Source organism: Amycolatopsis sp. NPDC051758 (assembly GCF_044453095.1).
Lineage (GTDB): Bacteria > Actinomycetota > Actinomycetes > Mycobacteriales > Pseudonocardiaceae > Amycolatopsis.
This window is the reverse complement of sequence record NZ_JBITCJ010000004.1, coordinates 304687-330719: the sequence shown is the minus strand read 5'-3', so window position 1 is coordinate 330719 and position 26033 is coordinate 304687. Positions and strand designations below refer to the sequence as shown.

General features: G+C 70.8%; 20 protein-coding genes. 13 read left to right on the top strand and 7 right to left on the bottom strand.

The annotated features are described in order from the left end of the window. Positions 1-23: 23 nt before the first annotated feature. From ACIA5G_RS21010 to ACIA5G_RS20995, 4 genes are all read right to left on the bottom strand, one after another. Positions 24-1181, bottom strand: a complete 1158-nt coding sequence (locus tag ACIA5G_RS21010) for a Dyp-type peroxidase (RefSeq protein WP_395926484.1) — start codon at positions 1179-1181, stop codon at positions 24-26. Between the two features lie 74 nt (positions 1182-1255). Further along, positions 1256-2413: an EfeM/EfeO family lipoprotein gene (locus ACIA5G_RS21005; RefSeq protein ID WP_395926482.1), complete on the bottom strand. Its 1158-nt coding sequence runs from the start codon at positions 2411-2413 to the stop codon at positions 1256-1258. 210 nt (positions 2414-2623) lie between these two features. Then, the gene (locus tag ACIA5G_RS21000) at positions 2624-3400 is read right to left on the bottom strand and encodes an ArsR/SmtB family transcription factor (protein WP_395925560.1); all 777 of its coding nucleotides are present in this window, start codon (positions 3398-3400) and stop codon (positions 2624-2626) included. Positions 3401-3481: 81 nt separating this feature from the next. Beyond that, complete coding sequence (locus ACIA5G_RS20995) at positions 3482-4147, bottom strand: hypothetical protein (RefSeq protein ID WP_395925558.1); 666 nt, start codon at positions 4145-4147, stop codon at positions 3482-3484. A gap of 287 nt (positions 4148-4434) precedes the next feature. On the opposite strand from ACIA5G_RS20995, the gene ACIA5G_RS20990 reads away from it, so the two are divergent. Both ACIA5G_RS20990 and ACIA5G_RS20985 read left to right on the top strand, forming a co-directional pair. Further along, entirely contained in the window at positions 4435-5244 is an 810-nt protein-coding gene (locus ACIA5G_RS20990; protein ID WP_395925556.1) for a hypothetical protein, read from the top strand. Continuing rightward, on the top strand, positions 5241-6989 hold the full coding sequence (locus tag ACIA5G_RS20985; protein WP_395925554.1) for a serine/threonine-protein kinase: 1749 nt from the start codon (positions 5241-5243) through the stop codon (positions 6987-6989). The genes ACIA5G_RS20990 and ACIA5G_RS20985 overlap by 4 nt, the downstream gene beginning before the upstream one ends. Here ACIA5G_RS20985 and ACIA5G_RS20980 read toward each other — a convergent pair. Next, positions 6967-7389, bottom strand: coding sequence for a hypothetical protein (locus tag ACIA5G_RS20980; protein WP_395925552.1), 423 nt, complete (start codon positions 7387-7389; stop codon positions 6967-6969). The two genes, ACIA5G_RS20985 and ACIA5G_RS20980, sit on opposite strands and share 23 nt — an antisense overlap. Positions 7390-7659: 270 nt before the next feature. On the opposite strand from ACIA5G_RS20980, the gene ACIA5G_RS20975 reads away from it, so the two are divergent. From ACIA5G_RS20975 to ACIA5G_RS20935, 9 genes are all read left to right on the top strand, one after another. Further along, the gene (locus ACIA5G_RS20975; RefSeq protein WP_395925550.1) at positions 7660-8214 is read left to right on the top strand and encodes an AAA family ATPase; all 555 of its coding nucleotides are present in this window, start codon (positions 7660-7662) and stop codon (positions 8212-8214) included. 371 nt (positions 8215-8585) lie between these two features. Further along, entirely contained in the window at positions 8586-10352 is a 1767-nt protein-coding gene (locus ACIA5G_RS20970; RefSeq protein ID WP_395925548.1) for a chitinase, read from the top strand. A 45-nt stretch (positions 10353-10397) separates the two neighbouring features. After that, on the top strand, positions 10398-11153 hold the full coding sequence (locus ACIA5G_RS20965; protein ID WP_395925546.1) for an IclR family transcriptional regulator: 756 nt from the start codon (positions 10398-10400) through the stop codon (positions 11151-11153). A 72-nt stretch (positions 11154-11225) separates the two neighbouring features. After that, the gene (locus tag ACIA5G_RS20960) at positions 11226-12377 is read left to right on the top strand and encodes a 4-hydroxybenzoate 3-monooxygenase (protein WP_395925544.1); all 1152 of its coding nucleotides are present in this window, start codon (positions 11226-11228) and stop codon (positions 12375-12377) included. 228 nt (positions 12378-12605) lie between these two features. Then, positions 12606-14222, top strand: a complete 1617-nt coding sequence (locus ACIA5G_RS20955) for an FAD-dependent oxidoreductase (protein WP_395925542.1) — start codon at positions 12606-12608, stop codon at positions 14220-14222. Positions 14223-14267: 45 nt separating this feature from the next. Beyond that, a complete protein-coding gene (locus ACIA5G_RS20950) occupies positions 14268-15323 on the top strand; it encodes a LacI family DNA-binding transcriptional regulator (RefSeq protein ID WP_395925540.1) in 1056 nt (351 codons plus the stop codon). 76 nt (positions 15324-15399) lie between these two features. Continuing rightward, positions 15400-16692, top strand: coding sequence for an ABC transporter substrate-binding protein (locus tag ACIA5G_RS20945; RefSeq protein ID WP_395925539.1), 1293 nt, complete (start codon positions 15400-15402; stop codon positions 16690-16692). Next, positions 16689-17573, top strand: coding sequence for a carbohydrate ABC transporter permease (locus ACIA5G_RS20940; protein WP_395925538.1), 885 nt, complete (start codon positions 16689-16691; stop codon positions 17571-17573). The genes ACIA5G_RS20945 and ACIA5G_RS20940 overlap by 4 nt, the downstream gene beginning before the upstream one ends. Then, positions 17563-18390, top strand: coding sequence for a carbohydrate ABC transporter permease (locus tag ACIA5G_RS20935; RefSeq protein WP_395925536.1), 828 nt, complete (start codon positions 17563-17565; stop codon positions 18388-18390). The genes ACIA5G_RS20940 and ACIA5G_RS20935 overlap by 11 nt, the downstream gene beginning before the upstream one ends. Before the next feature lie 1746 nt (positions 18391-20136). Here the strand turns inward: ACIA5G_RS20935 and ACIA5G_RS20930 are convergent. After that, positions 20137-22044: a sensor histidine kinase gene (locus ACIA5G_RS20930; RefSeq protein WP_395925534.1), complete on the bottom strand. Its 1908-nt coding sequence runs from the start codon at positions 22042-22044 to the stop codon at positions 20137-20139. Beyond that, on the bottom strand, positions 22034-22729 hold the full coding sequence (locus ACIA5G_RS20925; RefSeq protein WP_395925532.1) for a response regulator transcription factor: 696 nt from the start codon (positions 22727-22729) through the stop codon (positions 22034-22036). Before ACIA5G_RS20925 ends, ACIA5G_RS20930 begins: the two co-directional genes overlap by 11 nt. 156 nt (positions 22730-22885) lie before the next feature. Between ACIA5G_RS20925 and ACIA5G_RS20920 the strand changes: the two genes are divergently transcribed. Together ACIA5G_RS20920 and ACIA5G_RS20915 are read left to right on the top strand one after the other, a co-directional pair. Continuing rightward, entirely contained in the window at positions 22886-23086 is a 201-nt protein-coding gene (locus ACIA5G_RS20920; RefSeq protein ID WP_395925530.1) for a hypothetical protein, read from the top strand. Continuing rightward, complete coding sequence (locus ACIA5G_RS20915) at positions 23083-26025, top strand: GH92 family glycosyl hydrolase (protein ID WP_395925528.1); 2943 nt, start codon at positions 23083-23085, stop codon at positions 26023-26025. The genes ACIA5G_RS20920 and ACIA5G_RS20915 overlap by 4 nt, the downstream gene beginning before the upstream one ends. Positions 26026-26033 lie beyond the last annotated feature (8 nt).

Here is a 26033-nt window from a genome sequence, read left to right as displayed (position 1 = left end):
TCCTTTCGTGGTGGGTTCGCCGGTCAGGCGAGCAAAGAGCGGCCGAAGTGGTCGTCCGGCCCGGTGACGCCCGGCAGCGCGAAGAAGTAGCCGCCGCCGAACGGGGAGATGTAGTCGGTCAGGGGTTCGTCGGCCAGCCGGGTCTGGACCGCTTCGAACTGGCGCTCCAGGTCCTGCTGGTAGCAGACGAAGATCAGGCCCATGTCGAGGTTGCCGTTGCTGTCGACACCGCGGTCGTAGTTCACCGCCCGGCGCAGGATCCGGCTGGCGTCGGTGTCCGGTGTGCGTGGGTTGGCTTTCCGGATGTGGCTGGTCAGCGGGATCACCGTGCCGACGGGGTCGTCGGCGTAGCGGGGGACGTCGGTCTCCTCGGTGCCGTCGAGCGGGGCGCCGGTGTCGCGGCGGCGGCCGAACATGTTCTCCTGCTCGGACAGCGAAACCCGGTCCCAGAACTCGACCAGCATCCGGATCAGCCGGACGACCTGGTAGCTGCCGCCCGCGGTCCACGCGGGCTCACCGCCGCCGTTCGTCCACACCAGACGGTCCAGTTCGGACTCATCGGGGTTGGCTGTGCCGTCCTTGAAGCCCATCAGGTTCCGCGGGGTGCCGGCCGGCCGCGGCGGCGAGCTGAACCCGGCCAGCTTCCAGCGCAGCTGCATGCCGCCGCGGGTCGCGCGGGCGATGTCGCGCAAGGCGTGCAGCACCGTGTCGGTGGCGTTCGCCGACAGGACCAGGCTGAGGTCGCCGTGGCACTGCGCGGGGTCGAGCGCGTCGTTCGGGAACGTCGTCATCGGCTTCAGCTTGGCGGGCTTGAGCTTCGCCAGGCCGTACCGGTCGTCGAACAGGGACGAGCCGACACCGAGGAGCACGCCCAGGTCGCCGCCCGGCACGACCGGCCCCAGCACACCCGAGTCGGCGGGCGGCGCGCTGATGCCCAGCGCGGCGGGCGCCCCACCGGCGGTGAGGAACCGGGCCCGGTCGGTGATCGCGCGGAAGAGGTCGGTCAGCTCGGCCTTGGAGCCGGCGACGACGTCGAACGACGCGACGATCGTCTGGGTCGGCGGCACCCGCAGGATGGCGGCCTGGTTCCGGCCGTGGAAGGGAACCGGCGACGTGCTGCCGGTGATCGCCGAGGACGCCCCGAGCCCGGCCCCGGCGGCCACGGTCAGGCCGGCGCCCATCGCGGCCCGGCGCAGGAAGGAGCGGCGCGGCAGGCCCGCGGGCGGGTGTGGCACGGGACAGCGAGGCTGGTCCGTCACGAAACCCTCCTCGGCTCGGCGATCGCGGCGATCGGGGCCAGCAGCTCGGTCAGCTCGCTCACGTCGGCGTTGAGCTTTTGCCGTTGCTGCTGCGGTAGTTGCGCCAGCGGTGTCCAGCTGCCGTCGGGCCGGTGCGCGGCGTCCAGGGTGGACTGCGTGCGCGTCAGCCAGGTGTCCACTTTGGACAGGTCGGGATAACGCGGCGTGAGCAGCGGGCGGAGGACGTCGAGCACCGCGCGTGTGCCGTCCAGGTTGGCGCGGGCGGTGGCCAGGTTGGTGCCGCTGCCGTAGTCGGTGCGGCCGGTGAGTTCGAACTGCAGCGTGTTCTCCATGATCTCGTGCGCGCGCAGCCCGAGGTCGTTCCCGTCGACCTGGCTGGTGCCGAAGGACGCCTGCAGCGCGCGGGCATCGGAATCCAGCTGGTCGGCGACGCCGGCGAGCGCGCCGGTGTCCTCGTTGTGCCAGAGCCCCTGCTCCAGGCGGTGGAACCCGGTGAAGCCCGCGTCGGACGGGCCGCCGGGCAGGCCGTCGTCGGTGCCGTTGAGTGCGCCGTCGGAGTCGCCGAACGCGTCGTACGCGGCGCCGAGCCGCTCGTAGGCCAGGTGCGCGGTCAGCCAGGCGGCCTCGCTCGCCGCGCGGTCACCGCCGTGGACGGCGTTCTTCAGTGCGCCCGTGTTCGCGACGAGCTCGCCGAGCCCGGTCATGACGTGCTGCTGGTAGGCCTTGAGCGGGCCGAGCAGGTCGTTGTGCGTCACCGGCGCGACACCCGGCCCGGTCCGCTCGGTGCCACCGCTGATCCGCACGGCCGGCCCGACGATCGCGCCCGCGTCGTCGGGCAGGCAGCGGAACGCGTAACTGCCGTTGCCGAGGTTGACCTGCAGCGGCCGGGTGGTCGCCGCGCCGAGGCCCTCGACCTCGCCGTAGATCACCCCGGTCGCCGGGTCGATCAGGTCGACCTCGGCCGTCACCGATCCGGTGTTGTGCAGGCGGAACGTCTGCGGGCCGGGCTTCGGGTCCGACCAGCCGGTGCCGCACGCCGAGCGCGAGACCGCGATCTCCGGATCCGGCGCGTCGGCGCTGTCCGGCCAGAACGCCACGACGGCTCCCGCCGCGGCGGCCACGACCACGGCCGCCACGATCCAGCGGGCACGCACTGACCCCGGCACGCAGACTCTCCCGTCACTCGATCGGACCATCACCGATCACGGATTATGCGAGCCTAACGCCCGGAAAACCGCACCGGAGGGCGTCGAAAGGAGGGAATTCACCCGGACTTCAGCCGGTCGCCCACAAAAGGGGGAGAATTCAGACGTTTTTCTGTGTCAGTTCTGTCTGGTTCGGATGGTTGGTCCGGTTGGTCACGCTCACGGAAGGGGGACGCCGGTCTCCAGCAGCGTCTTCAGGCTGGACAGCAAGGCGGGCCAGCCCTGGCTGCACATCTCGCGGACCGTGCTGCCGGTGTCGAAGCCGTCGTGCAGCACCGTCAGCTTGACCATTTCTCCGCTCGGTTCCAGGGTGAACGTGACTTTCGAGCGGTTTTCCCGCTGCAGCTTCGCCAGCGTTTCCTCGTCGACGCCGACGCTTTTCGCCCATTCCGGCGTGAAGGTGTGCCAGGTGTAGGCGAGCCGGGTGAACGGGTCCGATTCGAGGACGACCTGTTCGGGGTCGGTCGTTTCCGCGCCGCCTTCGGCCCACACCATCGGCGAGCCTTTCTTCCAGTCGGTGGTGAACGAGACACCCCAGTACTGGCGGGTGAAAGCCGGGTCGGTAAGCGCTTGCCAGAGTTTTTGCGGGGTGGTGTTGATGTAGGTGGTGTAGACGAATTCGTTCATCGGTGCGGACTCCAGTGCTCGTTTCAGATCGGCCAGCGCGCCGGCCCGCCTGCGGTCGTAGCGGGTCATCCAGCGCTCGGCGATGGCGTTGATCGGCGCGGCGTCGAGGTGGTGCAGCTTTTCCCGGCCCCGCCAGGTCGTCGTGACCAGCCCGGCCGCCTCGAGCACGGCCAGGTGCTTGCTCACCGACTGGCGGGCCATGTCCAGCCCCGCGCACAGCTCGCGCAGGGTCTGGCCGTTGCGCTCGTTCAGCACGTCGAGCAGCTGACGGCGGCTGGGATCGGCCAGCGCCTTGAAGACCTCGTCCATCGCGCCTTCCCAGTGGACATGCAGCCATCTGGCTGCCTATGCACGATAGGCAGCCGAACGGCTGCATGTCAACCGGCCCGGTTACGGGAAGCGGATCACCGCGACGGCGGCCAGCACGAAGAACACGAGGATGACCAGCGTGCCGGTCTGCCCGCCGGACGACCTGGTCACCACCTGGTCGACCGCGCCGGTCAGCCGCACCCCGCACTCGGCGACGACGGTGTGCCGGCCGGCTTCGATCCGGGTGAACTGGACCGGCGCGGTGAACGCGCCGGTGCTGTCGGTGTAGGCGGAGCCGACCTCGCCACCGTCGGACGTCAGCGTCACCATCCGGCTCGGCTCGCAGCCCTTGCCGGAGGCCGACAGTGTGTCGCCGGCCTGGATGCTCGGCCGGTCGAGCACCAGCTCACCCGGCTTCGGCTCGGTGCCGGTGGTCGTGGGCGTGCCCGGCGTGGCCGGGGTGGTGGACGTCGGCGGGGTGGTCGTGGTGGTCGGCGGTGTGGTGGTGGTCGTCGGCGGCGGGGTCGTGGTGGTGCCGGGCGTCGTGGGCCGGGTGGTGACCGGCGGCGGCGTGACCGGGGTGGTGGTCACCGGCGGCCGGGGCGTGGTGGTCGTGGTCCCGGTGACGACGAAGGTGCCGCTGGCGGTCTGCTTCTGGCTCGTGCAGGTCGCGGTGACCGGGTACGAGCCCGGCTTGGTGCCCGCGGGGACGGCGGTCGGGAACTGGCCGCTGACCGCCGGAGCCACCTTCGAGCCGAGCGGGGAGCCCGCCCAGAAGAAATTGATGATGCGGCAGGTCGGGAATCCATTCCAGGAAATCGTGAAAGAACTGCCCGCCGGACCACTCGACGGTTTCAAACCAACCGACGGGGGAACCTGTGCATTACCCGTGCTCATGAACGCCAGGAGAAGCAACGTTCCGGCCACGGCGCCGAAAAACAGCCGAACCACGATTCGCATTGGGACGTCCCTCCCCGGTGTGTGCTCGCTGTAGCATTCCGGACCAGTCGGATAACGCAAGTAGGGGATGCCCAATGGGACGTGTCATCGCGGCGGGGGTTGCGTTGGGTTTGTGCGTGGTGCTGCTCGGCGCACCACCGGCGTCGGCGCAGTCCGGCTCGGCACCGGCGGGCTCGCTCGGTGTGCAGGCGTCGATCGACCGGCGGCCGATCGCGGACGCCACGGTCCCGATCGACCCCACCCAGCAGGTCGAGCTGCAGGTCATGGCCACCAACACCGGCACCGCGCCGGTGAAGGTCCGCAGCGTGCGGCTCTCCGGCGTCGCGCTCGCCCTCACCTTCTTCGCCTACGACACGACGGCGCCGTTCGAGGTGCCGGCCCGCGGCACCGTCACCCGGACGTTCGTCCTCGACCTCGGTGACCTGGCCGGGCAGGCGACCGGGCTGCTGCCGTCGTCGGTCGAGCTGCTGGACGCCCAGCGCGCCACACTCGGCGAAGCGACGACGGTCGCCGACGTCCGCGGGTCCATCTGGTCGGTCTACGGCGTCTTCGGCCTGGCGATGCTCGTGCTCACGATCCTCGCCTGGCTGGCCTCGCTGCTGGCGCTGGCCCGGCACCGCCTGGCGCCCAACCGCTGGCGCCGTGGCCTGCGGTTCCTGCCCGCCGGGTTCGGCACCGGCCTGGTCGCGGTGATCAGCCTGTCGGTGCTGCGGCTCGTCCCGCCGGAGCCGGCGATCGAGATCCCGGTGGTGCTCGGCGCCGCCGCGATCGCGTTCCTGCTCGGCTACCTGACCCCGCACCCGGCGCCGCCGGCCGCCCCGACCGCCGGCGACGGCGCCACCGTCCGGCTGCCGGTCCCGTCGACGCAGGAATTCACCCGATGAGCGCACCGGCCGAGCTGGTCGCCGCCCTGCCGCAGTACGACATCGGGGCCGAGATCGGCGAAGGCGGCATGGGCGTCGTGTTCGCCGGGACGCACCGGACGCTGGGGCGCAGCGTCGCGATCAAGCAGCTGCCCTGGGACGTGCTCAACCACACCACGACCAGCGAGCTGTTCGACCGCGAGGCCCGCGTGCTGGCCAGCCTGGACCACCCGCACATCGTGCCGGTGTACGACTACGTCCGCACCGGCCGCGAGCACCTGCTGGTGATGGAACGGCTCGACGGCGGCACCGTGCACAGCCGGTTCCACGGCGGCGGGGTCAGCGGTGAGCAGGCGTGCGCGATCGGGCTGGCGACGCTCGCCGGGCTGCACGCGGCGCACCGGGCCGGCGTGCTGCACCTCGACGTCAAGCCGCGGAACCTGCTGTTCAGCACGCAGGGTGTGATGAAGGTGGCCGACTTCGGCATCGCGCGTGTCATCAGCGAGGGCGCCACGCTCGTCACGCACGGCGGCGAGATCCTCGGCACCCCGGCCTACATCGCGCCGGAGCAGGCGATGGGCAACGCGCTGAGCCCGGCGGCCGACGTCTACGCGGCCGGCACCGTGCTGTACGAGCTGCTGTCGCGGCAGCTGCCGTTCGACAACACCCGCGGCGCGATCAGCATGATGCGCCAGCACATGTTCACCGATCCGCGGCCGATCGCGGGGGTGCCGATGCCGATCGCCGGGGTGATCATGCGCAGCCTCGCGCGTGAGCTCGATTCGCGGTATCGCGAAGCCGAGTCCTTCGCGGCCGACCTGGCCGCGGCCGCCACCGCCGTCTACGGCCCCGGGTGGCTCGAACGTTCCGGCGTGCCGGTGCTGCACCTGACGCCCCGCGTGATCGCCGGGCTCAACTCGGCCACGGCGCCGTCGCCACCCGTCGAAGCCCGGACCCGCCCGGTGCGGCGGCCCGGCCCCGATCCGACGCTGACCGCCACGACCGGCGGGCCCACGTCCCCGCCGGCCGGATCGGGGCCGCACCCCGACCCGGCCGCGTCCGGGGGAGGCGCGGCCGCCGTGCTGTGGTTGCGGCTGGCCGCGGCGGCGGCCGCGATCGTGCTGGTGGTGCTCGCCCTGCTCACCCCCGAGCGGCTGCCGCACGAGGCGTCACCCACGCTGAACCTGGGCGGGGCGCCGGTGACGGCGCCGGTCGAGGTTGATCTCAGCAAACCGCTGGTGCTGACCGGACCCGGCAACCCGGGCCTGGTCACGGTCGACCTGGCGGCGGCCGGGATCCCGCTCGGCTCGGCCGAGGCGCAGGCAAAACCCGAAGGCAACGGCTTCACCGCGCAGCTCACGTTGCCGGGAATCGCGCGCTGGATCGTCGGCGGCGCGGTGACCGCGACCGTGCGGACCGAGGCGGCCACGCAGACGTTCACGCTGCTCACCAGCCAGCACCCGCTGGCGAGCGCGATGGGGGCGGGCAGCCTGATCCTGGCGCTGTTCGCCCTCGCCTACCTCGAATCGGGGCTGCGGACCATCCGCAACGGCCACCGCTGGCGGGGCGCGGTGGTCGGCGCGCCGGTGCTCGGCATCCTGTTCGGCGCCGCGGTGTGGCTGTGCGTGTCGGTGCTGCGGGTGCACGAGCCGTCGCCGGGGTTCGGCGCCGGGTGCGCGGTGGCCGGCGCGGTCGCGGCCGGGCTCGTCGTCGCCGCGGCGCGCCGCCGGGCGTCCACTTTGGTCAGTCGACCATCCGGACGGTGACGTGCGGGCTGTAGCTCTTGCGCCGGCTCCACCCGTGTTCGGCGCAGAGGCTCAGCTGGATCGCGCGGTCGGCGGGCGCCCAGTAGCCGGTGCGGACGAAGTAGCCCTCCATCGTGGTGAGCGCGCCGAGGCTCTTGCGGGCCGAGCACATCTCCCAGCCCCACTGGCGCCCGCTCTTTTCGACACCGTTGCGGCGCACCGAGAGCCGCGGGTTGCCGACGGCGCGGACGTCGGCGTCACCCTCGGTGACGTAGATGACGCCGTCGACCTTGTAGAAGCGGTTGTTGTCGAGCAGGGACACCTGCCCGGAGAGCGTGATCCCGACCCGGCCCCCTTCGTCGCCCGTGAGCGTCCAATCGAGACAGAATTCCTGGACCGGGAGTTCCAGCGACTGGGTCATGAGTTTCCCCTGTTCTAGCCGAGCGTCCCTTCCAGAAGATAGGGATTTTCCGGGCGCCGGGAAGGGGTGCGGGCGATCTTCACCCGAAGCGGTTCCGCCGTCGAATGCCTTGTCGCGCATGGGTTTTCAAGCGAGTGGGTGACCGGCGGCACGGCGGGTGAGAACCGGCGTTCCGGCCGGGTGGTGCACACTCCACGTCCGCTGGACGCAGTCACGTTCTGTGATCGCAGGGTAAAGGAACCATTACCTTCGGCGGGGCGTTGAGCGGGAATGAGCGAGCCCACTGTCATCGAACTCGGGCCACGCGACATGCTCGTGGTCGCGGGCCTGCCCGGCGCGGGCAAGACGACCATGCTCCGCCATGCGGCGACCGGCCTGCCGGTGCTCGACTCCGACCAGGTCCGCGCCCGCCTGGCGGCGGCGATCCCGGCGGTGCCGTACCGGTGTTACCGCCCGGTGGTCCACACGTGGCACCGGCTGCGCATCGTCTCCCGCGCCCTGGCGGCCGACGGCCCGATCGTGGTCCACGAGCCCTCGACGCGGGCTTCGACCCGGGCGCTGCTGGCCCTGGTCGGCCGGGTGACGGGCCGCTCGGTGCGGTTGCTGTTCCTGGACGTGACCGCGGAGCAGGCCCTGGCCGGCCAGCGGAGCAGAGGCCGGCTGGTGCGGCCGCGGTCGTTCGCGCGGCACGTCCGGCGGGCGGGGAAGTGGCGGGAGGAGCTGCTGGCCGAGCAGGTGCCGCCGGGCTGGGAGAGTGTGCAGGTGGTCGACCGGGCGCGCGCGGGGCGGACGCGGCTGGTGGCGAAGCTGCTGGTGGGCTGCTGAGGCGGGTCAGGCGGGCGGCCGCGCTCGGGTCGGCGTGCTGCCGCCGGGTTGCTGAGGGTGGCGGGGCGGGTGGTTCCGCTTGGCTGGGCGGCCGCGCTTGGGTTGCCCAGCGCGGCGCCGGGCTGTCGGCGGGTTGCTGAGGGTGGAGGGGTGGCTGGTTCCGTGTGGCCGGGCACTGCCCGGCGGCGGAGTTCTGGTCGTGGCGGCATTGGCATGATCGGGCGCGGCTGTTCGCCTGGCCGAGCGTTCTCGCTGACTCGTTCACGGCATCCGCGCCGACGGCCGCCCCGAGCGCCCAGCGCCGTCAGTTGGTCTGGACATTTTACATATTGGTCTAGACAATATAGGTCTCTCCCCGACTGGAGGACCCGATGAGGCGTTCCAGACTGTCCGTAGCCCTCGCCGCCTTCGCACTGGCGCTTTCCGGTCTGGTGGCCGGGCCCGCCGAAGCCGCCAACCTCCTCACGAACCCCGGTTTCGAAGCCGGCTCGCTGTCCGGCTGGACCTGTGCCAACGCAACCACCGTGAGCACGCCCGTGCACGGTGGTGGTTACGCACTGGCCGCCACGCCCGTCGGCGCCGACTACGCGCAGTGTGCGCAGACCGTGTCCGTGCAGCCGAACACCACCTACACCGTCTCCGCGTGGGTTCGCGGCAACCCCGTCTACCTCGGCATCACCGGCGGCGCCTCGACCTGGTCCGGCAACTCGGGCGCCTACAACCAGCTCTCCCTCACCTTCACCACCGGCAGCCAGACCTCCGCCCAGCTCTACCTGCACGGCTGGTACGGCGCGGGCACCTACTACGCCGACGACGTCGTCCTCGACGGCCCCGGCGGCAGCACCCCCGGCACTCCCGGGGCTCCGGCCACGCCGCAGGTCGGCACCGTCTCGTCGAATTCGATCGCCCTCAGCTGGGGCGCCGCCGCCGGGACGGTCACCGGGTACCGGGTCTACGAAGGCAGCACGGTCGTCGCGACCGTCACCGGGACCAGCGCCACGATCTCCGGCCTGAAGGCCTGCGAAACCCACAGCTACGCGGTGGCCGCGTACAACAGCGCCGGTGAATCACCCAAAACTTCGACGACCAGCGCCACCACCACCGGCTGCGTCGACACCGGCCTGCCGAAGCACTCCCTGATCGGCTACCTGCACGCGAGCTTCGCGAACGGCTCCGGTTACGTCCGGATGGCCGACGTCCCGGCGGCCTGGGACATCATCGACCTGGCCTTCGGTGAGCCGACGTCCGTCACCTCCGGCGACATCCGCTTCAACCGCTGCCCGGTCGCCGAGTGCCCCAACGTCGAGAGCGACGCGGACTTCATCGCTGCGATCAAGGCGAAGCAGGCGCAGGGCAAGAAGGTGCTGATCTCCATCGGCGGCCAGAACGGCCAGGTCCAGCTGACCACCACCGCCGCACGCGACAAGTTCGTCAGCTCCGTCTCGGCGATCATCGACAAGTACGGCCTCAACGGGCTCGACATCGACTTCGAGGGCCACTCGCTCTCGCTCAACGCCGGGGACACCGACTTCCGCAACCCGACCACGCCGGTGATCGTCAACCTGATCTCCGCGGTGAAGACGCTCAAGGCCAAGTACGGCTCGGGATTCGTGCTGACGATGGCGCCGGAGACGTTCTTCGTGCAGGTCGGCTACCAGTTCTACGGCGGTTCGGGCGCCGGTGACGCGCGGACCGGCGCGTACCTGCCGGTGATCCACGCGCTGCGCGACTCGCTGACCGTGCTGCACGTCCAGGACTACAACTCCGGCCCGGTCATGGGGCTGGACAACCAGTACCACAACATGGGCGGCGCGGAGTTCCACATCGCGATGACCGACATGCTCAAGGCCGGCTTCAGCGTGGCGAACACCGGCCAGTTCTTCCCCGGGCTGCGACCCGACCAGATCGCGGTCGGGCTGCCGGCGGCGGTCAGCGCGGGCAACGGCTACACGTCGCCGTCCGACGTCCAGACGGCGGTGAACTGCCTGGTCAAGGGCAGCGGCTGTAGCTCGTACACGCTGCGCGGCGGCACGTCGCCGGCGCTGCGCGGGCTGATGACCTGGTCGATCAACTGGGACAAGTACTACAACTGGGAGTTCCAGAACAGCCACGAGCCGTTCCTGAACTCGCTGCCGTGACGCAGGGCGGTGTGCCCTGCCGCGAGGTGGGGCACACTGCCTGACATGGCAAAACCGGTGCGGGGCGAGTCGCTGCTCTCGCGCGTCGTCCGCATCTTCGAGTCCTTCGGGCCGGACACTCCCGCGCTGCGCGTCACCGACATCGCGCGCCGCGCGGACCTGCACGTCGCGACCGCGTCCCGGCTGATCGACGAGCTGGTCGGGCACGGCTGGCTGCGGCGCGACCCCGACCGGCGGATCCGCGTGGGTGTCCGGTTGTGGGAGCTGGCGTCGCGCGCGTCGCCGACACTCGGGCTGCGCGAAGCGGCGCTGCCGTTCATGGAGGACCTGCACGCCGTGGTCGGGCACCACACCCAGCTCGCGGTGCTGGAGGACCGCGAGGTGCTGTTCGTCGAACGGCTTTCGGCGCCCGGCGCGATCGTGAACGTGACGCGTGTGGCCGGGCGGTTGCCGCTGCACGCGTCGTCGTCCGGGCTGGTGCTGCTCGCGCACGCGCCCGCCGACCTGCAGGAACAGGTGCTGGCCGCGCCCCTCCCGGCGTTCCGGCGGACCACGTTGACCGAGCCCGCGCGGCTGCGGCGGTTCCTCGCCGACGTCCGGCGCGACGGCTACGCGTACTGCGCGGGGTTCATCGACGAGGAGACGACCGGCATCGCGGTGCCGCTGCGGGGGCCGGACGGCGACGTCGTCGCGGCGCTTTCGGTGATCGTGCCCAACAACCGCACCGCGCGGATGCAGATCCCGGCCCTGCGCGCCGCGGCGCGCGGCATCTCGCGGGCGATGGGGAATCTCTCTCAGTGAATGAGAATGCCCTGGTGCAGCGCGTGTTGCCGGGGTCATCCTCGGAGTCCAGCCAGTGAAAGGACGTTCCGCGTGCGCACCCAGGTCGCCATCGTCGGCGCCGGCCCGGCCGGGCTGCTGCTGTCCCACCTGCTCGGCCTCGAGGGCATCGACTCGGTGCTGCTCGAACGGCAGACCGCGGAGTACGTCCAGGCGCGCATCCGCGCGGGCATCCTCGAGGCGGGCACGGTCGAGCTGCTGCGGAACACCGGCCTCGGCGACCGGCTCGACGCGGAGGGCATGGAGCACCGCGGGATCCACCTGCAGTGGCCGGAGAACCGGCACCACCTGGACTTCGTCGACCTCATCGGCCGGTCGGTGACGGTCTACGGCCAGACCGAGGTGACCAAGGACCTGATGGCCGCGCGGGAGAAGGCCGGCCGTCCGGCGTTCTACTCCGTTTCGGACGTGACCCTGCACGACGTCACGGAGCAGCCATCCGTGTCCTTTGTGGACGCGGACGGCCGGGCGCAGCGGATCGACGCCGATGTCGTCGTCGGCTGCGACGGCTTCCACGGGCCCAGCCGGACGTCCGTTCCGTCCCCGCAGGTGTGGGAGCGCACGTACCCGTTCGCGTGGCTCGGCGTGCTGGCCGACGTCGCGCCGTCGACGGACGAGCTGATCTACGCCTGGCACCCGGACGGGTTTGCCATGCACAGCATGCGGTCGCCGCGGGTGAGCCGGTTCTACCTGCAGGTGACGCCGGACGAGGACATCGCGCAGTGGAGCGACGACCGGATCTGGACGGCGCTGTCGGCGCGGCTGGGCGTGGCGGGCTGGACGCTGGAGACGGGGCCGATCACGGAGAAGAGCGTGCTCCCGATGCGCAGCTTCGTCTCGACGCCGATGCGGCACGGAAACCTTTACCTGGCCGGGGATGCCGCGCACATCGTGCCGCCGACCGGGGCGAAGGGGCTGAACCTGGCGGTCGCGGACGTCGCGCTGCTGGCAACCGCCTTGACCGCGTCGTTCCGCGGCGACGACTCGCTTGTCGACGCGTACTCGGAGACGGCGTTGCGGCGGGTCTGGCGCTGCACGCACTTCTCGTGGTGGATGACGTCGATGCTGCACCGGCACGGTGACGACTTCGACGCCCAGCTCCAGCTCTCCCAGCTCCGCCGGACGGTGACGTCGGAGCCGGCGGCGCGGGAGCTGGCGGACAACTACGCCGGCCTGCCGCTGTAGCCCGTACCGGAGGGGCATCACGCGTGATCAGCCGGGCATCACCTGTGTCTGGAGGGGCATCACACGTGTCTGGAGGGGCATCGCGCTGATGCCCCTCCAGACACGCGTGATGCCCGCTCGGTCACGCGTGATGCCCCTGCGGGCACAACTCGCCTCTTGACGTCCGGTGCTCCTCTCGCGCACCATACCCGCGTAGTAATTCGAATTATCAGCGCCGGGGAAGGCTTCATGAGGGAACTGGACACGGAGATTCTGGTGGTCGGCGGGGGACTCGGCGGGGTCGCCGCCGCGCTCGCCGCGGCCGCGCACGGCCGGCGTGTGGTGCTCACCGAGGAGACCGACTGGCTCGGCGGCCAGCTCACCGCCCAGGCGGTGCCGCCCGACGAGAACCCCTGGATCGAACGGTTCGGGTCCACCCGCACCTACCGCGAGCTGCGCGAGGGCATCCGCGGGTACTACCGCCGGCACTACCCGCTCCGGGCCGAAGCCGCGAAGCACGCCGAGCTCAACCCGGGTGCCGGGAGGGTCAGCAAGCTCTGCCACGAACCGCGGGTGGCCAAGGCCGTCATCGAGGCCATACTCGCGCCGCACGTCAGCGCCGGGCGGATCCGCGTCCTCCTCGAGCACCGCCCGGTCTCCGCGCACACGACCGGCGACCGTGTTGACGCCGTGGTCCTCGAAGGCGAAGACCAGGTGACCGTCCGGGCCCGGTACGTCCTCGACGCCACCGAGAACGGCGACCTCCTGCCGCTCACCGGCACCGAGCACGTCACCGGCGCCGAGGCGAAGAGCGAACACGGTGAACCCCACGCCCCGGACCAGGCCGACCCGGCCAACCTGCAAGGCTTCACCTACTGCTTCGCGGTTTCCCACCACGAAGGTGAGAACCACGTCATCGACCGGCCGGAGATGTACGGCTTCTGGCGCGACTACCAGCCGGACTTCTGGCCCGGCCCGCTGCTCGGCTTCGTCGCACCCGACCCGCGGACGCTGGACCCGGTCAAGCGCACCTTCGTGCCGAACCCGCCCGGCGACCCCTTGGCCGTCAGCGCCGACCAGAGTGCCGACGCCGGGGACAAGGAGCTGTGGGCCTTCCGCCGCATCCTCGCCCGCGGCCTGCACACCGACGGCGCCTTCGCCTCCGACCTCACGCTGGTCAACTGGCCGCTCAACGACTACTGGCTCAAGCCGTCGCACACCATCCCCGGCCACACGACCGAAGCGGACGTGAAGACCGCGCACCACGAAGCGAAGCAGCTGAGCCTGTCCGTCCTGTACTGGCTGCAGACCGAAGCGCCCCGCGCCGACGGCGGCACCGGCTTCCCCGGTCTGCGGCTCCGGCACGACGTCACCGGCACCGAGGACGGGCTCGCGAAGTCCGCGTACATCCGCGAAGCGCGGCGCATCAAGGCCGTCACGACGGTGACCGAGCACGACGTGTCGGCCGAGATCCTCGGTGTTGACGGGCGGGTCCGGCGCGAAGACGCCGTCGGGGTCGGGAGTTACCGGATCGACCTGCACCCGTCGACCGGTGGGGACAACTACATCGACGTCGCGAGCGTGCCGTACGAGATCCCGCTCGGCGCACTGCTGCCGGTCCGGGTCGGCAACCTGCTGCCCGCCGGCAAGAACATCGGCACCACGCACATCACGAACGGCTGCTTCCGGCTGCACCCGGTGGAGTGGAACATCGGTGAGGTCGCCGGGCTGCTCGCCGCGTTCGCCGTCCGCGAGGGTGTCGAGCCGCGGGAGGTCAAGACCGACGTGCGCCTCTTCGAAGACTTCGCGCGCGTCCTGGACGCCGCCGGGGTGGAGCGCCGGTGGCCGGAAGTGCGGGGGTACTGATCGTGTCGCCGGTAAGGTCTGACGGAGTCGCGGAGGGAGTCTTGGATGACGGCGGGTTCGGGCCGGGTCACGCAGGCGCAGGTGGCACGCCTGGCCGGCGTCTCGCAGGCCGTCGTCTCGATGGTGCTGAACGGCTCCGACAGCCTCCGCATCACCCCGGAAACCCGCGAGCGCGTGCAGCAGGTGCTCCGCGAAACCGGGTACACGGTGGACATCATGGGCCGCCGGCTGCGCGGCAAGTCCAACCAGATCCTCGGCGTCTTCACCTACGAGTCGGTGTTCCCGTCCGGGGTGGCCGACTTCTACCGGCCGTTCCTGCTCGGTATCGAGGAGGAAGCCGAGGCGCAGGGCTTCGACCTGCTCCTGTTCACCAGCGGTGGCCGCCGCGACGGGCGCCGCCGCATCTACGACCAGGGCACGAACCGGCTCCGCATCGCTGACGGCTCGATCCTGCTGGGCCGGCACAACGACCCGCAGGAGCTCGCGCAGCTCGTCGAGGAGCAGTTCCCGTTCGTGTTCGTCGGCCGCCGCGAGTCGCCGACCGGGCCGATCAGCTACGTCGGCGCCGACTACGTCGCGGCCACCCGTGAGGTCCACGAGTGGCTGTGGGGGCTCGGGCACCGCAAGATCGGCCTGCTGAGCGTCACCGAGGAGAACGAGCCGACACTCGACCGGCGCGCCGGTTACGAAGCGGCGGCGCGCAAGCACCGCCGTCCGCCGCTGGTGTTCCTCGCCGACGACCCGGCGCTCGCGCTGCGGCAGGCGCTCGACGAAGGCGTCACCGCGCTGCTCGTCGAGAGCTCCGCGATGGCCGACGGCATCCTGGTGTGCGCGCACGACCTCGGGCTCGCCGTGCCCGAGGACCTTTCGCTCGTGGTGCTGGGTGACGCCGACCCGTCGCAGCAGCCGGCCGCGCACGCGGTGCCGAGCACGCCCACGGACTGGTCGATGTTCCGCATCCCGCGCCACGAGATGGGCGCGCACGCGGTGCGCGTCCTGGTCGAGCTGCTCGCGGATCCGAAGCCCCGGCAGCTGGTGCTGCCGTGCACGTTCCACGAGGGTGCCACCGCGGCGAAACCCTCCACAGTGCACACTCGATAACCAGGCGCACTGGCTGTTGACAGCTACTGAACGCGACGTTTACCGTCGCTGCTAATTCGAATAACCAGGAGGCATTGTGGCCTACCAGAGAGCCCGGCTGCGCATCGCCGCGGCGTTGTCCGCCGTCGCACTGGCTTCGACCGCCTGCTCGGGCGGCGCCGGCGACGACACGAACATCGCACTGCGCATGACGGTCTGGACGACGGACAAGAACCAGCTCGCCCTCTTCGACTCCATCGCCGCCGAGTACCGCAAGGCTCACCCCGAGGTCGCGTCGGTGAAGTTCGACGTCGTCCCGGGCGACACGAGCGCGTACTCGGCCGCCCTGACCACGCAGATGTCCGGCGGCAACCCGCCCGACCTCGCGTGGATCCTCGAGCGCGACGCGCCGGACTTCGTCCAGTCCGGCGCGCTCACGAACCTGAAGCCCACTTTGGACGCGACCGCCGGGTACAACGCCGGTGAACTGGTCCCGTCCGCCACCAAGCTGTGGACGAAGGACGCCGGTCTCTTCGCCTACCCGTTCTCGACGTCGCCGTTCGGCATGTTCTACAACAAGAACCTGCTCACCCAGGCCGGGATCACCGAGACGCCGGACCAGCTGCTCGCAAGTGGACGGTGGAACTGGGACGCGGCGAAGCAGATCGCCACCCAGGTCGCCGCGCGGGACACCGGCAAGGCCGGCCTGGTCGTCCGCGAGTTCGAGTACAAGCAGTGGGTGCTGCTCGCCTCGGTGTGGCGCGGCTTCGGCGCCGACGCCTGGGGCCCGGACGGCAAGACCTGCGGGTTCGCGACGCCGGAGATGACGTCCGCGATGACCTTCCTGCACCAGGCGATCTTCACCGACAAGGCGCTGCCCGGCCCGGGCACAACGGCGGACTTCTTCGCCGGTGAGTCGGGCCTGACCATCGCGCAGATCAGCCGCGCCGGGCTGCTGAAGGCCAAGCCGTTCGAGTGGGGCATCGTCCCGCTGCCCGCCGGGCCGAAGGCGAACGCGCAGGTCATCGGCCAGGCCGGGATCGGCGTCCCGGTGAAGGGCAAGCACGCCAAGGCCGCCGCGGACTTCCTCGCCTTCTTCACCAACCCGGCCAACTCGGCGAAGCTCGGTCAGTACTTCCCGCCGGCCCGCGACAGCCTGCTCAACGCGGCCACCCTGGCCAAGGCGAACCCGTTGTTCAGCCAGGACCAGCTGCAGAACGTCGTGGTGAACGGGATCAAGACCGGCGCCGTGCTGCCCTCGCACACCGGCAGCGCGCGGATCGCGTCCCTCGTCCAGTCCGCTTTGGACCCGATGTGGAAGCCGGACGCGAACGTGCCCGCCGCGCTGGCCGGGGTGTGCCAGGCGATCGACCCGGCGTTGAGCCAATGACTCTCACTTCGAAGAAGCGCGAAGAGCTCGCGGGGTGGATCTTCATCGCCCCGCAGGCTCTCGGCTTCCTCGCCTTCGTGGTGGCGCCGCTGGCCGCGGTGGTCTGGTACAGCTTCCAGGACGTCAACCTGCTGGCCGGGACATCGACGTTCGCCGGTGCGGACAACTACGCCAAGCTGTTCGACGACCCGACCGCGCCGAAGGTCGCCCGCGCGACGGCGATCTTCTGCGTCGGCCTGGTTGTGCTGAACCTGGCTCTGGCGCTGTCGCTCGCGTTGCTGCTCAACCTGAAACTGCGCGGGACGACCGTGTTCCGGACGGTCTTCTTCTCGCCGGTGGTGGTCACGCTCGTCGCGTGGACGATCGTGTGGAACTTCCTCCTGCAGGACAATGGCGGGATCAACTCGCTGCTGCAGGCGATCGGCGTGGACGGCCCGAACTGGCTGCGCGGCAACGGCACCGCGATGCTGTCGGTGATCGTCGTGCAGGTGCTGAAGAACGTCGGGCTCAACATGGTGCTGTTCCTCGCCGCGCTGCAAGGGATTCCGACGTCCATCATGGAAGCGTCCCAGCTGGACGGTGCCGGCCCGTGGCGGCGGTTCCGGTCGGTGATCCTGCCGATGATCAGCCCGACCACCCTGCTCACCGCGATCATCACGGTCGCCGGCGCGCTGCAGGTGTTCGCGCAGATCCAGGTGCTGACCCTCGGCGGGCCGGCGGACAGCACCAACGTGCTGGTCTTCTACTTCTACCAGCAGGCCTTCGCCAACCACGACCTCGGTTACGGCGCCGCGCTGGCCGTGGTGCTGTTCCTGGTGATCCTCGTGCTCACGCTGCTGCAGTGGCGGATGCGGAGGCGGTGGGTGTTCCATGAGTCGTAGGGCGAAGATCGCCTGTTACGTGGTGATGGTCGTGCTGGCCGTGCCGTTCGTGTTCCCCACCTGGTGGATGATCACGGCGTCGCTGCTGCCGGCCAACGAGGTGCTCGCGTACCCGCCGAAGCTGTTCCCGAACCAGCCGCAGTGGGAGAACTACAAGGCGGCGTTCACAGACTTTCCGTTGGCGCAGCAGTACTTCAACAGCTTGTACATCGCGGTGCTGGTCACCCTCGGCACGATGTTCTTCTCTTCGCTGGCCGGTTACGCGTTCGCCCGCATCCGGTTCCGCGGCGAGAAGGTGTTCGGGCTGATCCTCATCGGGCTGATGGTGCCGAGCGAGGTCACGATCATCCCGCTGTTCCGGGTGGTCGACGACCTCGGGCTGACGAACACGCACTGGCCGCTGATCGTCGTCCCGATCTTCGGCGCGCCGAGTGTGCTCGCGACGTTCGTGATGCGGCAGTTCTTCATCACGATCCCGGGTGAGCTCGAGGAAGCCGGGCGGCTCGACGGCCTGTCCCGCTTCGGGCTCTACCGGCGCGTCGCAATGCCGATCGCCAAGCCGGCGCTGGCCGCGGTCGCCATCTTCACCTTCCTGAACACGTGGAACTTCTTCCTGGAACCGCTGGTCTACCTGACCGACAAGAGCATGTTCACCCTGCCGGTGGCGCTGACGCAGTACGTCGACGTCTACGGCGGCCACCTCTGGAACGTCCAGCTCGCCGCCGCGACCACCACGGTCGTGCCGGTGCTCATCGTCTTCATCATCGCGCAGCGCCAGTTCGTCGAAGGGCTCGCCCAGAGCGGCCTCAAAGGCTAGGAGGCAGTCGTGATCGATCGCAGAACCTTCCTCGGTGGAGCCGCGTCCGCCGCGGTGCTCGGACTCGGGGGCGCGCGGACGGCGTGGGCCGCGGTGCCGCCGCCGGCCGGGCCGTACCCGCCGCTCGCCCCGCTCCCGCCCGGCGCCCCGGTGCGGAGGCTCTTCACGCCGCTGGAGCAGCGCTTCGCGCCCTACCTCGCGATTTTGCCGGGCCTTGTCAACGATGTCAGCACCGACAACCCGGCAAGTCCGGGGTTCATGGGCGGCGGCTGGTGGCGGACGCCGAGCGAGCCGTACAACGCCCGCGTCCAGGAGCACGTCTACACGTTGAGCTGGTTCTACGCGAACCGGCGGCCGTGGAACCCGTACTACCTCGACCCCGCGCTGCGGAACCGGCTCGAAGCCGTGCTGGTGCACTATTTGAATCTGCAGCACGCCGACGGGTCGTTCCCGGAGTACTCGATCACCGAGAAGTCCAAGGCCGCCACCGGGTTCGGCCTGGGGTACCTGGCGAAGACGCTGGCCAATCTGCGGCAGGTCAACGCGCTTCCGGCCCGGCGCGCCCAGCTGGAAGCGGCACTGCACCAGGGCATGACCTGGTTCCTCGACCCGGCCAACCCGATCTGGGCGCACCCGATCGAGTACGCCAACCAGAACACGTCCGGGCTGTCGTCCGCGCAGCTCGCGCTGAGGCTGACCCCCGACACCGGACTCGCGAAGAAGCTGCACGACCGCATCGAGTTCCTCGCGGCGAACGGCCAGAGCCCGGCCGGGTTCTTCTACGAGCCGACCGGGATGGACGTCAACTACAACTTCGAGGTGATGCTCCCGGAGCTCGCCGAGATCTACGCGCTGACCCGCAACCGCACGGTGGCCGGGATGGCCCGGAAGTTCGCCGGCTGGTTCGGTTACAACGTCGTCCGCGAACCGGACGGCTCCGGCTCGCTGACCTACGTCGCGACGTCGAGCCGCACGCACGTGTCCTACTACGACAACGTGATCCCGGATCCCGACCGGACCAACCTCGCCTCGCTGTTCGTGCCGGAGATCCCGGACCTGGCCGCGTTCTTCACCACCCGCGAGGACCGCGCCGAGACGCGCCGGCAATGGGCGAAGGTGCCGGGTCCGGCGATCGGACCGGCCAAACAGGACACCTCACCGCGTATCCTCGCCCACGTCTCCTACGGCGAGGCCTTTCCGTCGCAGGGGGAGAAGCAGGCGTCGATCCGGCAGCTGCCCTACCTGCGCTCGAACGACTTCGCCGTGCAGCGCCGGGACGACGAACTGAACCAGATCTACTGCTACGTCCGACGTCCGGAGCTGTACCTCGCCGGGTTCTGGGGCACCCGGCCGTCGAGCTACGTCCGGGGTGCGCAAGGCCTGCTGTGGCACCCGCGGGCCGGGATGGTCGTCCACTCGCAGCAGGACGACACCCAGTGCTGGGCCAGCCTGCTCCCGAACGGCAGCCCGGACGCCCGCGGCCTCCTGGATTCCGCGTTCTTCCTCGGCGACCGCGCGTGGGACGGCAGCCGGAAGGTGCCCGGCTCGGCGCCGGTCGTCGTCCGGTATGGCCTCGACACCCGGATCCGGACCGCGCTGACCATCACCCGCGACACCGTCACCCGGGCGGTCCGGGGCACCACTCCGCTCACCGAGCAGATCCCGCTGGTCCTGCACCCGGGCGACGACGTGCGGTTCGCCGACGGCACCCCGGTCACCCACGGCGCCGATGCCACGGCGACGGCGTCAGGACTGACGATCCGCCGCCGCGGCACGACGATCACGATCGGCTGGGGCACCGCGCTCGGCGCCACGGTGACCGCCACCGCCGTCACCTTCCTCCGCGACGGCGCCCGGCGGCTGCACGTCCTGCGGGTCCCGCACCCCGGCACCCTCACCACGGAGATCCGGCTTCGGTAGCCGGACGGTGAACGTCGACCCCGAGTCCACTTCGGACTCGGCGGTCACCGTGCCACCGTGCGCCTGCACCAGGTGCCGCACGATGGCGAGGCCGAGCCCGCTGCCGCCGGTCTGGCGGCTGCGGGACTTCTCGGCCCGCCAGAACCGGTCGAACACGTGCGGCAGGTCCCCGGCGGCGATCCCGGTGCCGGTGTCCGCGACGGCGAGCGTCACCGCGTCCACGGTGGACGACACGTGGATCGTCACCCGGCCGCGGGTGGGCGTGTGCCGGATCGCGTTGGTCACCAGGTTCCCGACCACCTGGCGCAGCCGGACCGGATCGGCGGTCAGGCCGGTGTCGCCGGTCGTGTCGACGGTGAGCGTGACCCCGGCCGCCGCGGCCCGGTCGGCGAGCGCGGCGGCGACGTGGCCGGCCAGCTCGGCGGCGTCGAGCGGCTCGGGGTGCAGGCGCAGCTGCCCGGCGTCGGCCGCGGCGAGGTCCTGCAGGTCGTCGACGATGTGCTGCAGCAGCACGGTTTCTTCCAGCAGGGACGCGCTCAGGGAGCGGTCGAACGGCAGGTGCCCGTCTTCGGCGGCCTCCAGCCGGCCGCGGATGACGTTGAGCGGGTTGCGCAGCTCGTGCGCGATGTCGCTGACCATCGCCTTGCGCTGCTCCTCGATGCGTTCGCGCCGCGCGGTGAGGTCGTTGAACGCGGTGGCGAGGTAACCGACCTCGTCGCGGGACTTCACCGGCGCCGGGCGGTCCTGTTCGGCCGCCACGGTCAGGGCCCGCAGCGGACGGGCGAGCCGCCGCGCGACCAGGACGGTGATCGCGGCGGCCAGCACCAGCACCCCGCCGGTCACCGCGAGGATCCGGGCCAGGTTCTCCTGCGACAGCGTGAACGTCGGCAGCTGCGAGCCGCCCGGCCCGAGGGTGAACAGCAACGCGGGCGGCGCGACGTACGGCGCGAGCTGTTCACGGCGGGCCGAGTCCACACAGCCCTGGCTCGGCCCCTGGTCGGCGACGCCGAGCGCTTCCAGGTCGAGGTTCAGCTGCACCCGCTCCGCGCCGAGGCTCCCCAGGCACCGGTTCACGGCGTCGTTGAGGCCGGTGAGGGCGGCCTGCTCGGTCGGCGTCGGCACGGCCAGCTCGTAGAGCCCGCACTTGGCCGCGAAGTAGCGGGCGGCGAGCGGGTCGGCGCCGGCGAGCTGGGGCCGCCCGGTCGGCGAGTCGCGCACCTGGGCCGGGATGCCGAGCGAGGTGAGGCACGCGGCGACCTTCTTGGCCAGCCCGGCGACGTCCTCGCGTTCGGTCGCCGGCAGCCGGAACGGGCCCGCCGCGCGCGGGTCGATGCCGCTGGTCCCGGCCTCGGGCAGCAGCACCGGGTCGACGTGCAGCGGGTCGACCGACGCGGCCGCCTTCACCGGCAGCGTCACCGGCGCGCCGCCGGAGTCACCCAGGACGCGGCGGTCGAGGGTGGTCAGCACGATCCGGCGGCCGGTCTGCTCCGACAGCGTCCGCAGCTTCGGCCCGGCCTGGTCCCAGGTGTGGTGGGCCGCCGCGTAACCGAGCAGCTCGGTGTAGATCGTCGCGTCGCCGGAGAGCGCCTGGCCCTGCTCCTGCTGGATCGCGCGCGTGGTGGTCTGCACGGCGAGCCACGCGGTCGCGGCGATCGAGCCGAGCGCGATGAGCAGGGAGACGGCGGTGAGACGGACGACGAGGCTGCGCCGCCGCGGGAAGCGGCTACGACCCATGCTCGTCGGTCAGCTTGTAGCCGACGCCGAACACGGTCCGCAGGTAGGCGGGGTGCTGCGGGTCCGGCTCGAGCTTCTTGCGCAGGTTGAGCACGTGGACGTCGATGATCCGGGTGCTGACGAACCGGTCGTCCCCGCGGGTCAGCTCCAGCAGCTGCCGCCGGGTGAACACCCGGCCCGGCTGCTTGATCAGGGTCTCGAGCAGCTGGAACTCACCCGGGGTCGTCTCCACCGGGCGGTCGTCGATCGACACCTCGTGCCGCACCGGGTCGAGCCGCAACCCGCCGAGCCGCAACGCCGTGTCCGGTGGCTCGCGCCGGGTGGCCGTCCGCCGCAGCAGCGTGCGGACCCGGGCCATCAGCTCGCGCGGGCTGTACGGCTTGGTCAGGTAGTCGTCGGCGCCGAGGTCGAGGCCGAGCAGGAGGTCCTCCTCGGTGGCGCGGGCGGTGAGCATCAGCACCGCCACGTCGGACTCGCCGCGCAGGATCCGGCAGACGTCGAGGCCGTCCACCTTGGGCATCATGACGTCGAGAACCAGCAGGTCGGGGCGGTTTCGGCGGGCCTCGTCGAGCGCCGCCCGGCCGTCCGGGGCCAGCACGACGGTGTGGCCTTCGCTCTCGAGGTAGAGCCGGAGGACCTCGGCCTGCTTCTCGTCGTCCTCGGCGACCAGTACACGTGCGCACACGGCGTCGAGGTTAGGCGTCCTGACCCGGCAACCACCCGATCCTGACCGGATCTTCACACCTCGGAGCACGAGCCAGGTCTTTGTCAAAGTGTTGACCTCGGGCCCGGCGGCAGGCAAAGGTCGGATGTCCAGGCAGTGCGGCCGCGGGAGGTACCGGTGCGGTTCAGGTTCATGGCGGCGATGGTCGCGACGGCGGTGCTCGGGGCGCCCGCGGTCGCTTCGGCGGCTCCGACAACGATGTCACCGCTGGTCGGGGACCCGTCGGCCTACGTCGACCCGCTGATCGGCACCGGCCGGGGTGGCAGTTCGGTCGGCGAGATCAACAATTTCCCGGGCCCGCGACGCCGTTCGGCATGATGCAGTTCTCGCCGGACACCCAGGGCGCGTACGCCGGCTACCAGTACCACAGTGATCAGATCCGAGGTTTCAGCCTCGACCACGCTTCGGTCGGCTGCAACGCGTTCGGCGACGTGCCGATCCTGCCGATCACCGGCGACGTCGGCGCGGCGCCGTGGGACCGCACCGAGCACTTCACCCACGACGACGAGAAGGCCGAGCCGGGCTACTACGCCGTGACGCTCGCCGATTCGAAGGTCCGGGCCGAGCTGACCGCCACGACCCGCACCGGGCTCGCCGCGTTCACCTTCCCGGCCGGCGCCAACGCGCAGGTGCTGGTCAAGGGCGGCGCCAGCCTGGCCGGGAACTCGAAGGCCGACCTGAAGATCACCGGCGACCGCGAGGTCAGCGGCTCGGCGACCACCGGCAACTTCTGCGGCAAGCCGAACAAGTACACGGTCTACTACGACCTCACCTTCGACCAGCCGTTCACCGCGCACGGCACCTGGGACGGCTCCTCGGTGAAGCCGGACACCGACAGCGTCGACTCGCCTCGTGCGGGCGCGTACCTGACCTTCGGCTCCCAGACCGTTGTGCACGCGAAGGTGTCGATGTCCTATGTGGGCGTCGACGGCGCGAAGGCCAACATGGCGGCGGAGGTGCCGGGCTTCGACTTCGGCGCCGTCCGGAAGTCCACCAGGGACAAGTGGACGTCGGCGCTCGGCAAGATCCGGGTCGCGGGGCGTGGTACCGCTCAGCTCAAGACATTTTACACCGCGCTGTACCACTCGCTGATGCACCCCAACACGTTCGACGACGCCGACGGGCGCTACATCGGCTTCGACGACCAGATCCGCACCCTGCCGAAGGGACGTCACCAGTACGCGAACTTCTCCGACTGGGACACCTACCGCTCGCTCGCGCCGCTGCACGCCATGCTGTTCCCGAAGGAAGCCAGCGACATGGCGCAGTCGCTGACGAACGACGCCGTGCAGGGCGGCTGGTGGCCGCGCTGGCCGATGGCGAACGACTACACCGGCCAGATGACCGGTGACAGCTCGGTCGCGCTGATCTCGAACCTGTACGCGTTCGGCGCGCGGGACTTCGACGTCAAGACGGCCCTGAAGTACCTGGTCAAGGGTGCGACGTCGGTGGACGACACGCCTGGTGCGTATCAGGAACGACGTGGCATCGCGGACTACGTCGCGCGTGGGTACCTGCCGAACAACGACGCCTCACGCGGTGACCACGCCCGCGTCGGCGCGTCGATCACCCTGGAATGGGCGATCGACGACTTCGCCATCGCGCAGTTCGCGCAGGGCATCGGTGACCGCGACGTCGCGCGCGAGTTCACCAAGCGCGGCCAGAACTGGCAGAACATCTTCAACCCCTTGACGGGCTATCTGCAGCCGCGCGGGCAAGACGGCCGCTTCCCGGACGGCCCGGCCTTCGTGCCGCCGCCCGGCAAGTTCGGCCAGGACGGCTTCGACGAGGGCAACGCCGCGCAGTACACCTGGCTGGTACCGCAGGACCCGGCCGGTTTGGTGACGGCGATGGGCGGTCCGGCCGCGGTTTCACCGCGGTTGGACACCTTCTTCCAGAAGCTGAACGTCGGCCCGAACGAGCCGAACATGTGGGCCGGCAACGAGCCCGACTTCGGTGTGCCGTGGCTGTACAACCACGTCGGGCAGCCGTGGAAGACGCAGCAGGTGGTCCGCGAGATCGCGACGACGCTGTTCAGCGCGACGCCCGACGGCGAGCCGGGCAACGACGACCTCGGCGCGCAGTCGTCGTGGTACGTCTGGGCCGCGCTCGGCATCTACCCGGCCACGCCGGGCACACCGGACCTGGTGGTGCACAGCCCGCTGTTCGAGCGTGCCGTGCTCTCGCTCCCGAATGGACGGACGATCGACATCCGGGCACCGAAGGCGTCTTCAGGCACACCGTATGTCCACGATCTGTCCTTGAACGGCCGCGACTGGGACCGCACTTACCTGCCTGCGAACACCGCCCGCGACGGCGGCCGGCTGGACTTCTCGCTGCAGTCCACTCCGGACAAGCGGTGGGCGGCCGGCGCCACTCCGCCGTCCTATCGGGACAGTGAGAAGCCGTTCCTGGTGTCGGCGACCAACCAGGTTGTCGTCGAACCGGGCGGCACCGGCGAGGTCACGGTGAGCGGTCAGCGGCTCGGCGGGCACGACCGCACCCTGGATGTCACGACGAAGGCTCCCGCCGGTCTCACGGTCACCGGGCCGCGGCAGCTCCGGCTCGACGACCGGACCGGCAGTGGCACCGCGAAGCTGACGGTCGCGGTAGCTGCCGGGACGCCGGAGGGTTACTACCAGGTGCCGGTGACCGTCCGCGGTGGCTCGACGTCCGTGCCCGGTTCGGTGATCGTGCTGGTCGCGCCGAAGGGCGGGCTTGCGGCGGCGTACTCGAACGTCGGCATCTCGGACGACGGCGACGTGGGTTCCGCGGACATCGACGGCGCCGGGAACAGCCTCTCCCGCGAGGCGCTGGCCGCGGCGGGCCTGGTCGGCGGGAAGCCTGCTCAGGCGGTCGGCACGACGTTCACCTGGCCCGCGGCGCCGGCCGGACGCCCGGACAACGTCGTCCCGGCCGGGCAGACGATCCGGCTGTCCGGGACCCGGCTGTCGTTCATCGGCACGGCCTCGAACGGCGACCACCGGGCTTCCGCAACCGTCACCTTCACCGACGGCACCACCGGCCAGGCCGACTTGTCCTTCGGCGACTGGGTGTTCCCGGGCGGCGGCACGGACCCGGTGTTCGGCAACACGCTTGTCGCGCGCGCCGACCACCGCAACCAGCCGGGCGGCCCGGGCGGCGGCGCGTCGGTCTACGCGACGGCGCCGTTCGACGCCCCGGCCGGGAAGCAGATCGCCTCGGTGACCCTGCCGAGTGATTCGAACCTGCACGTGTTCGCGATCGGCCTCGGCTGACGTCATGA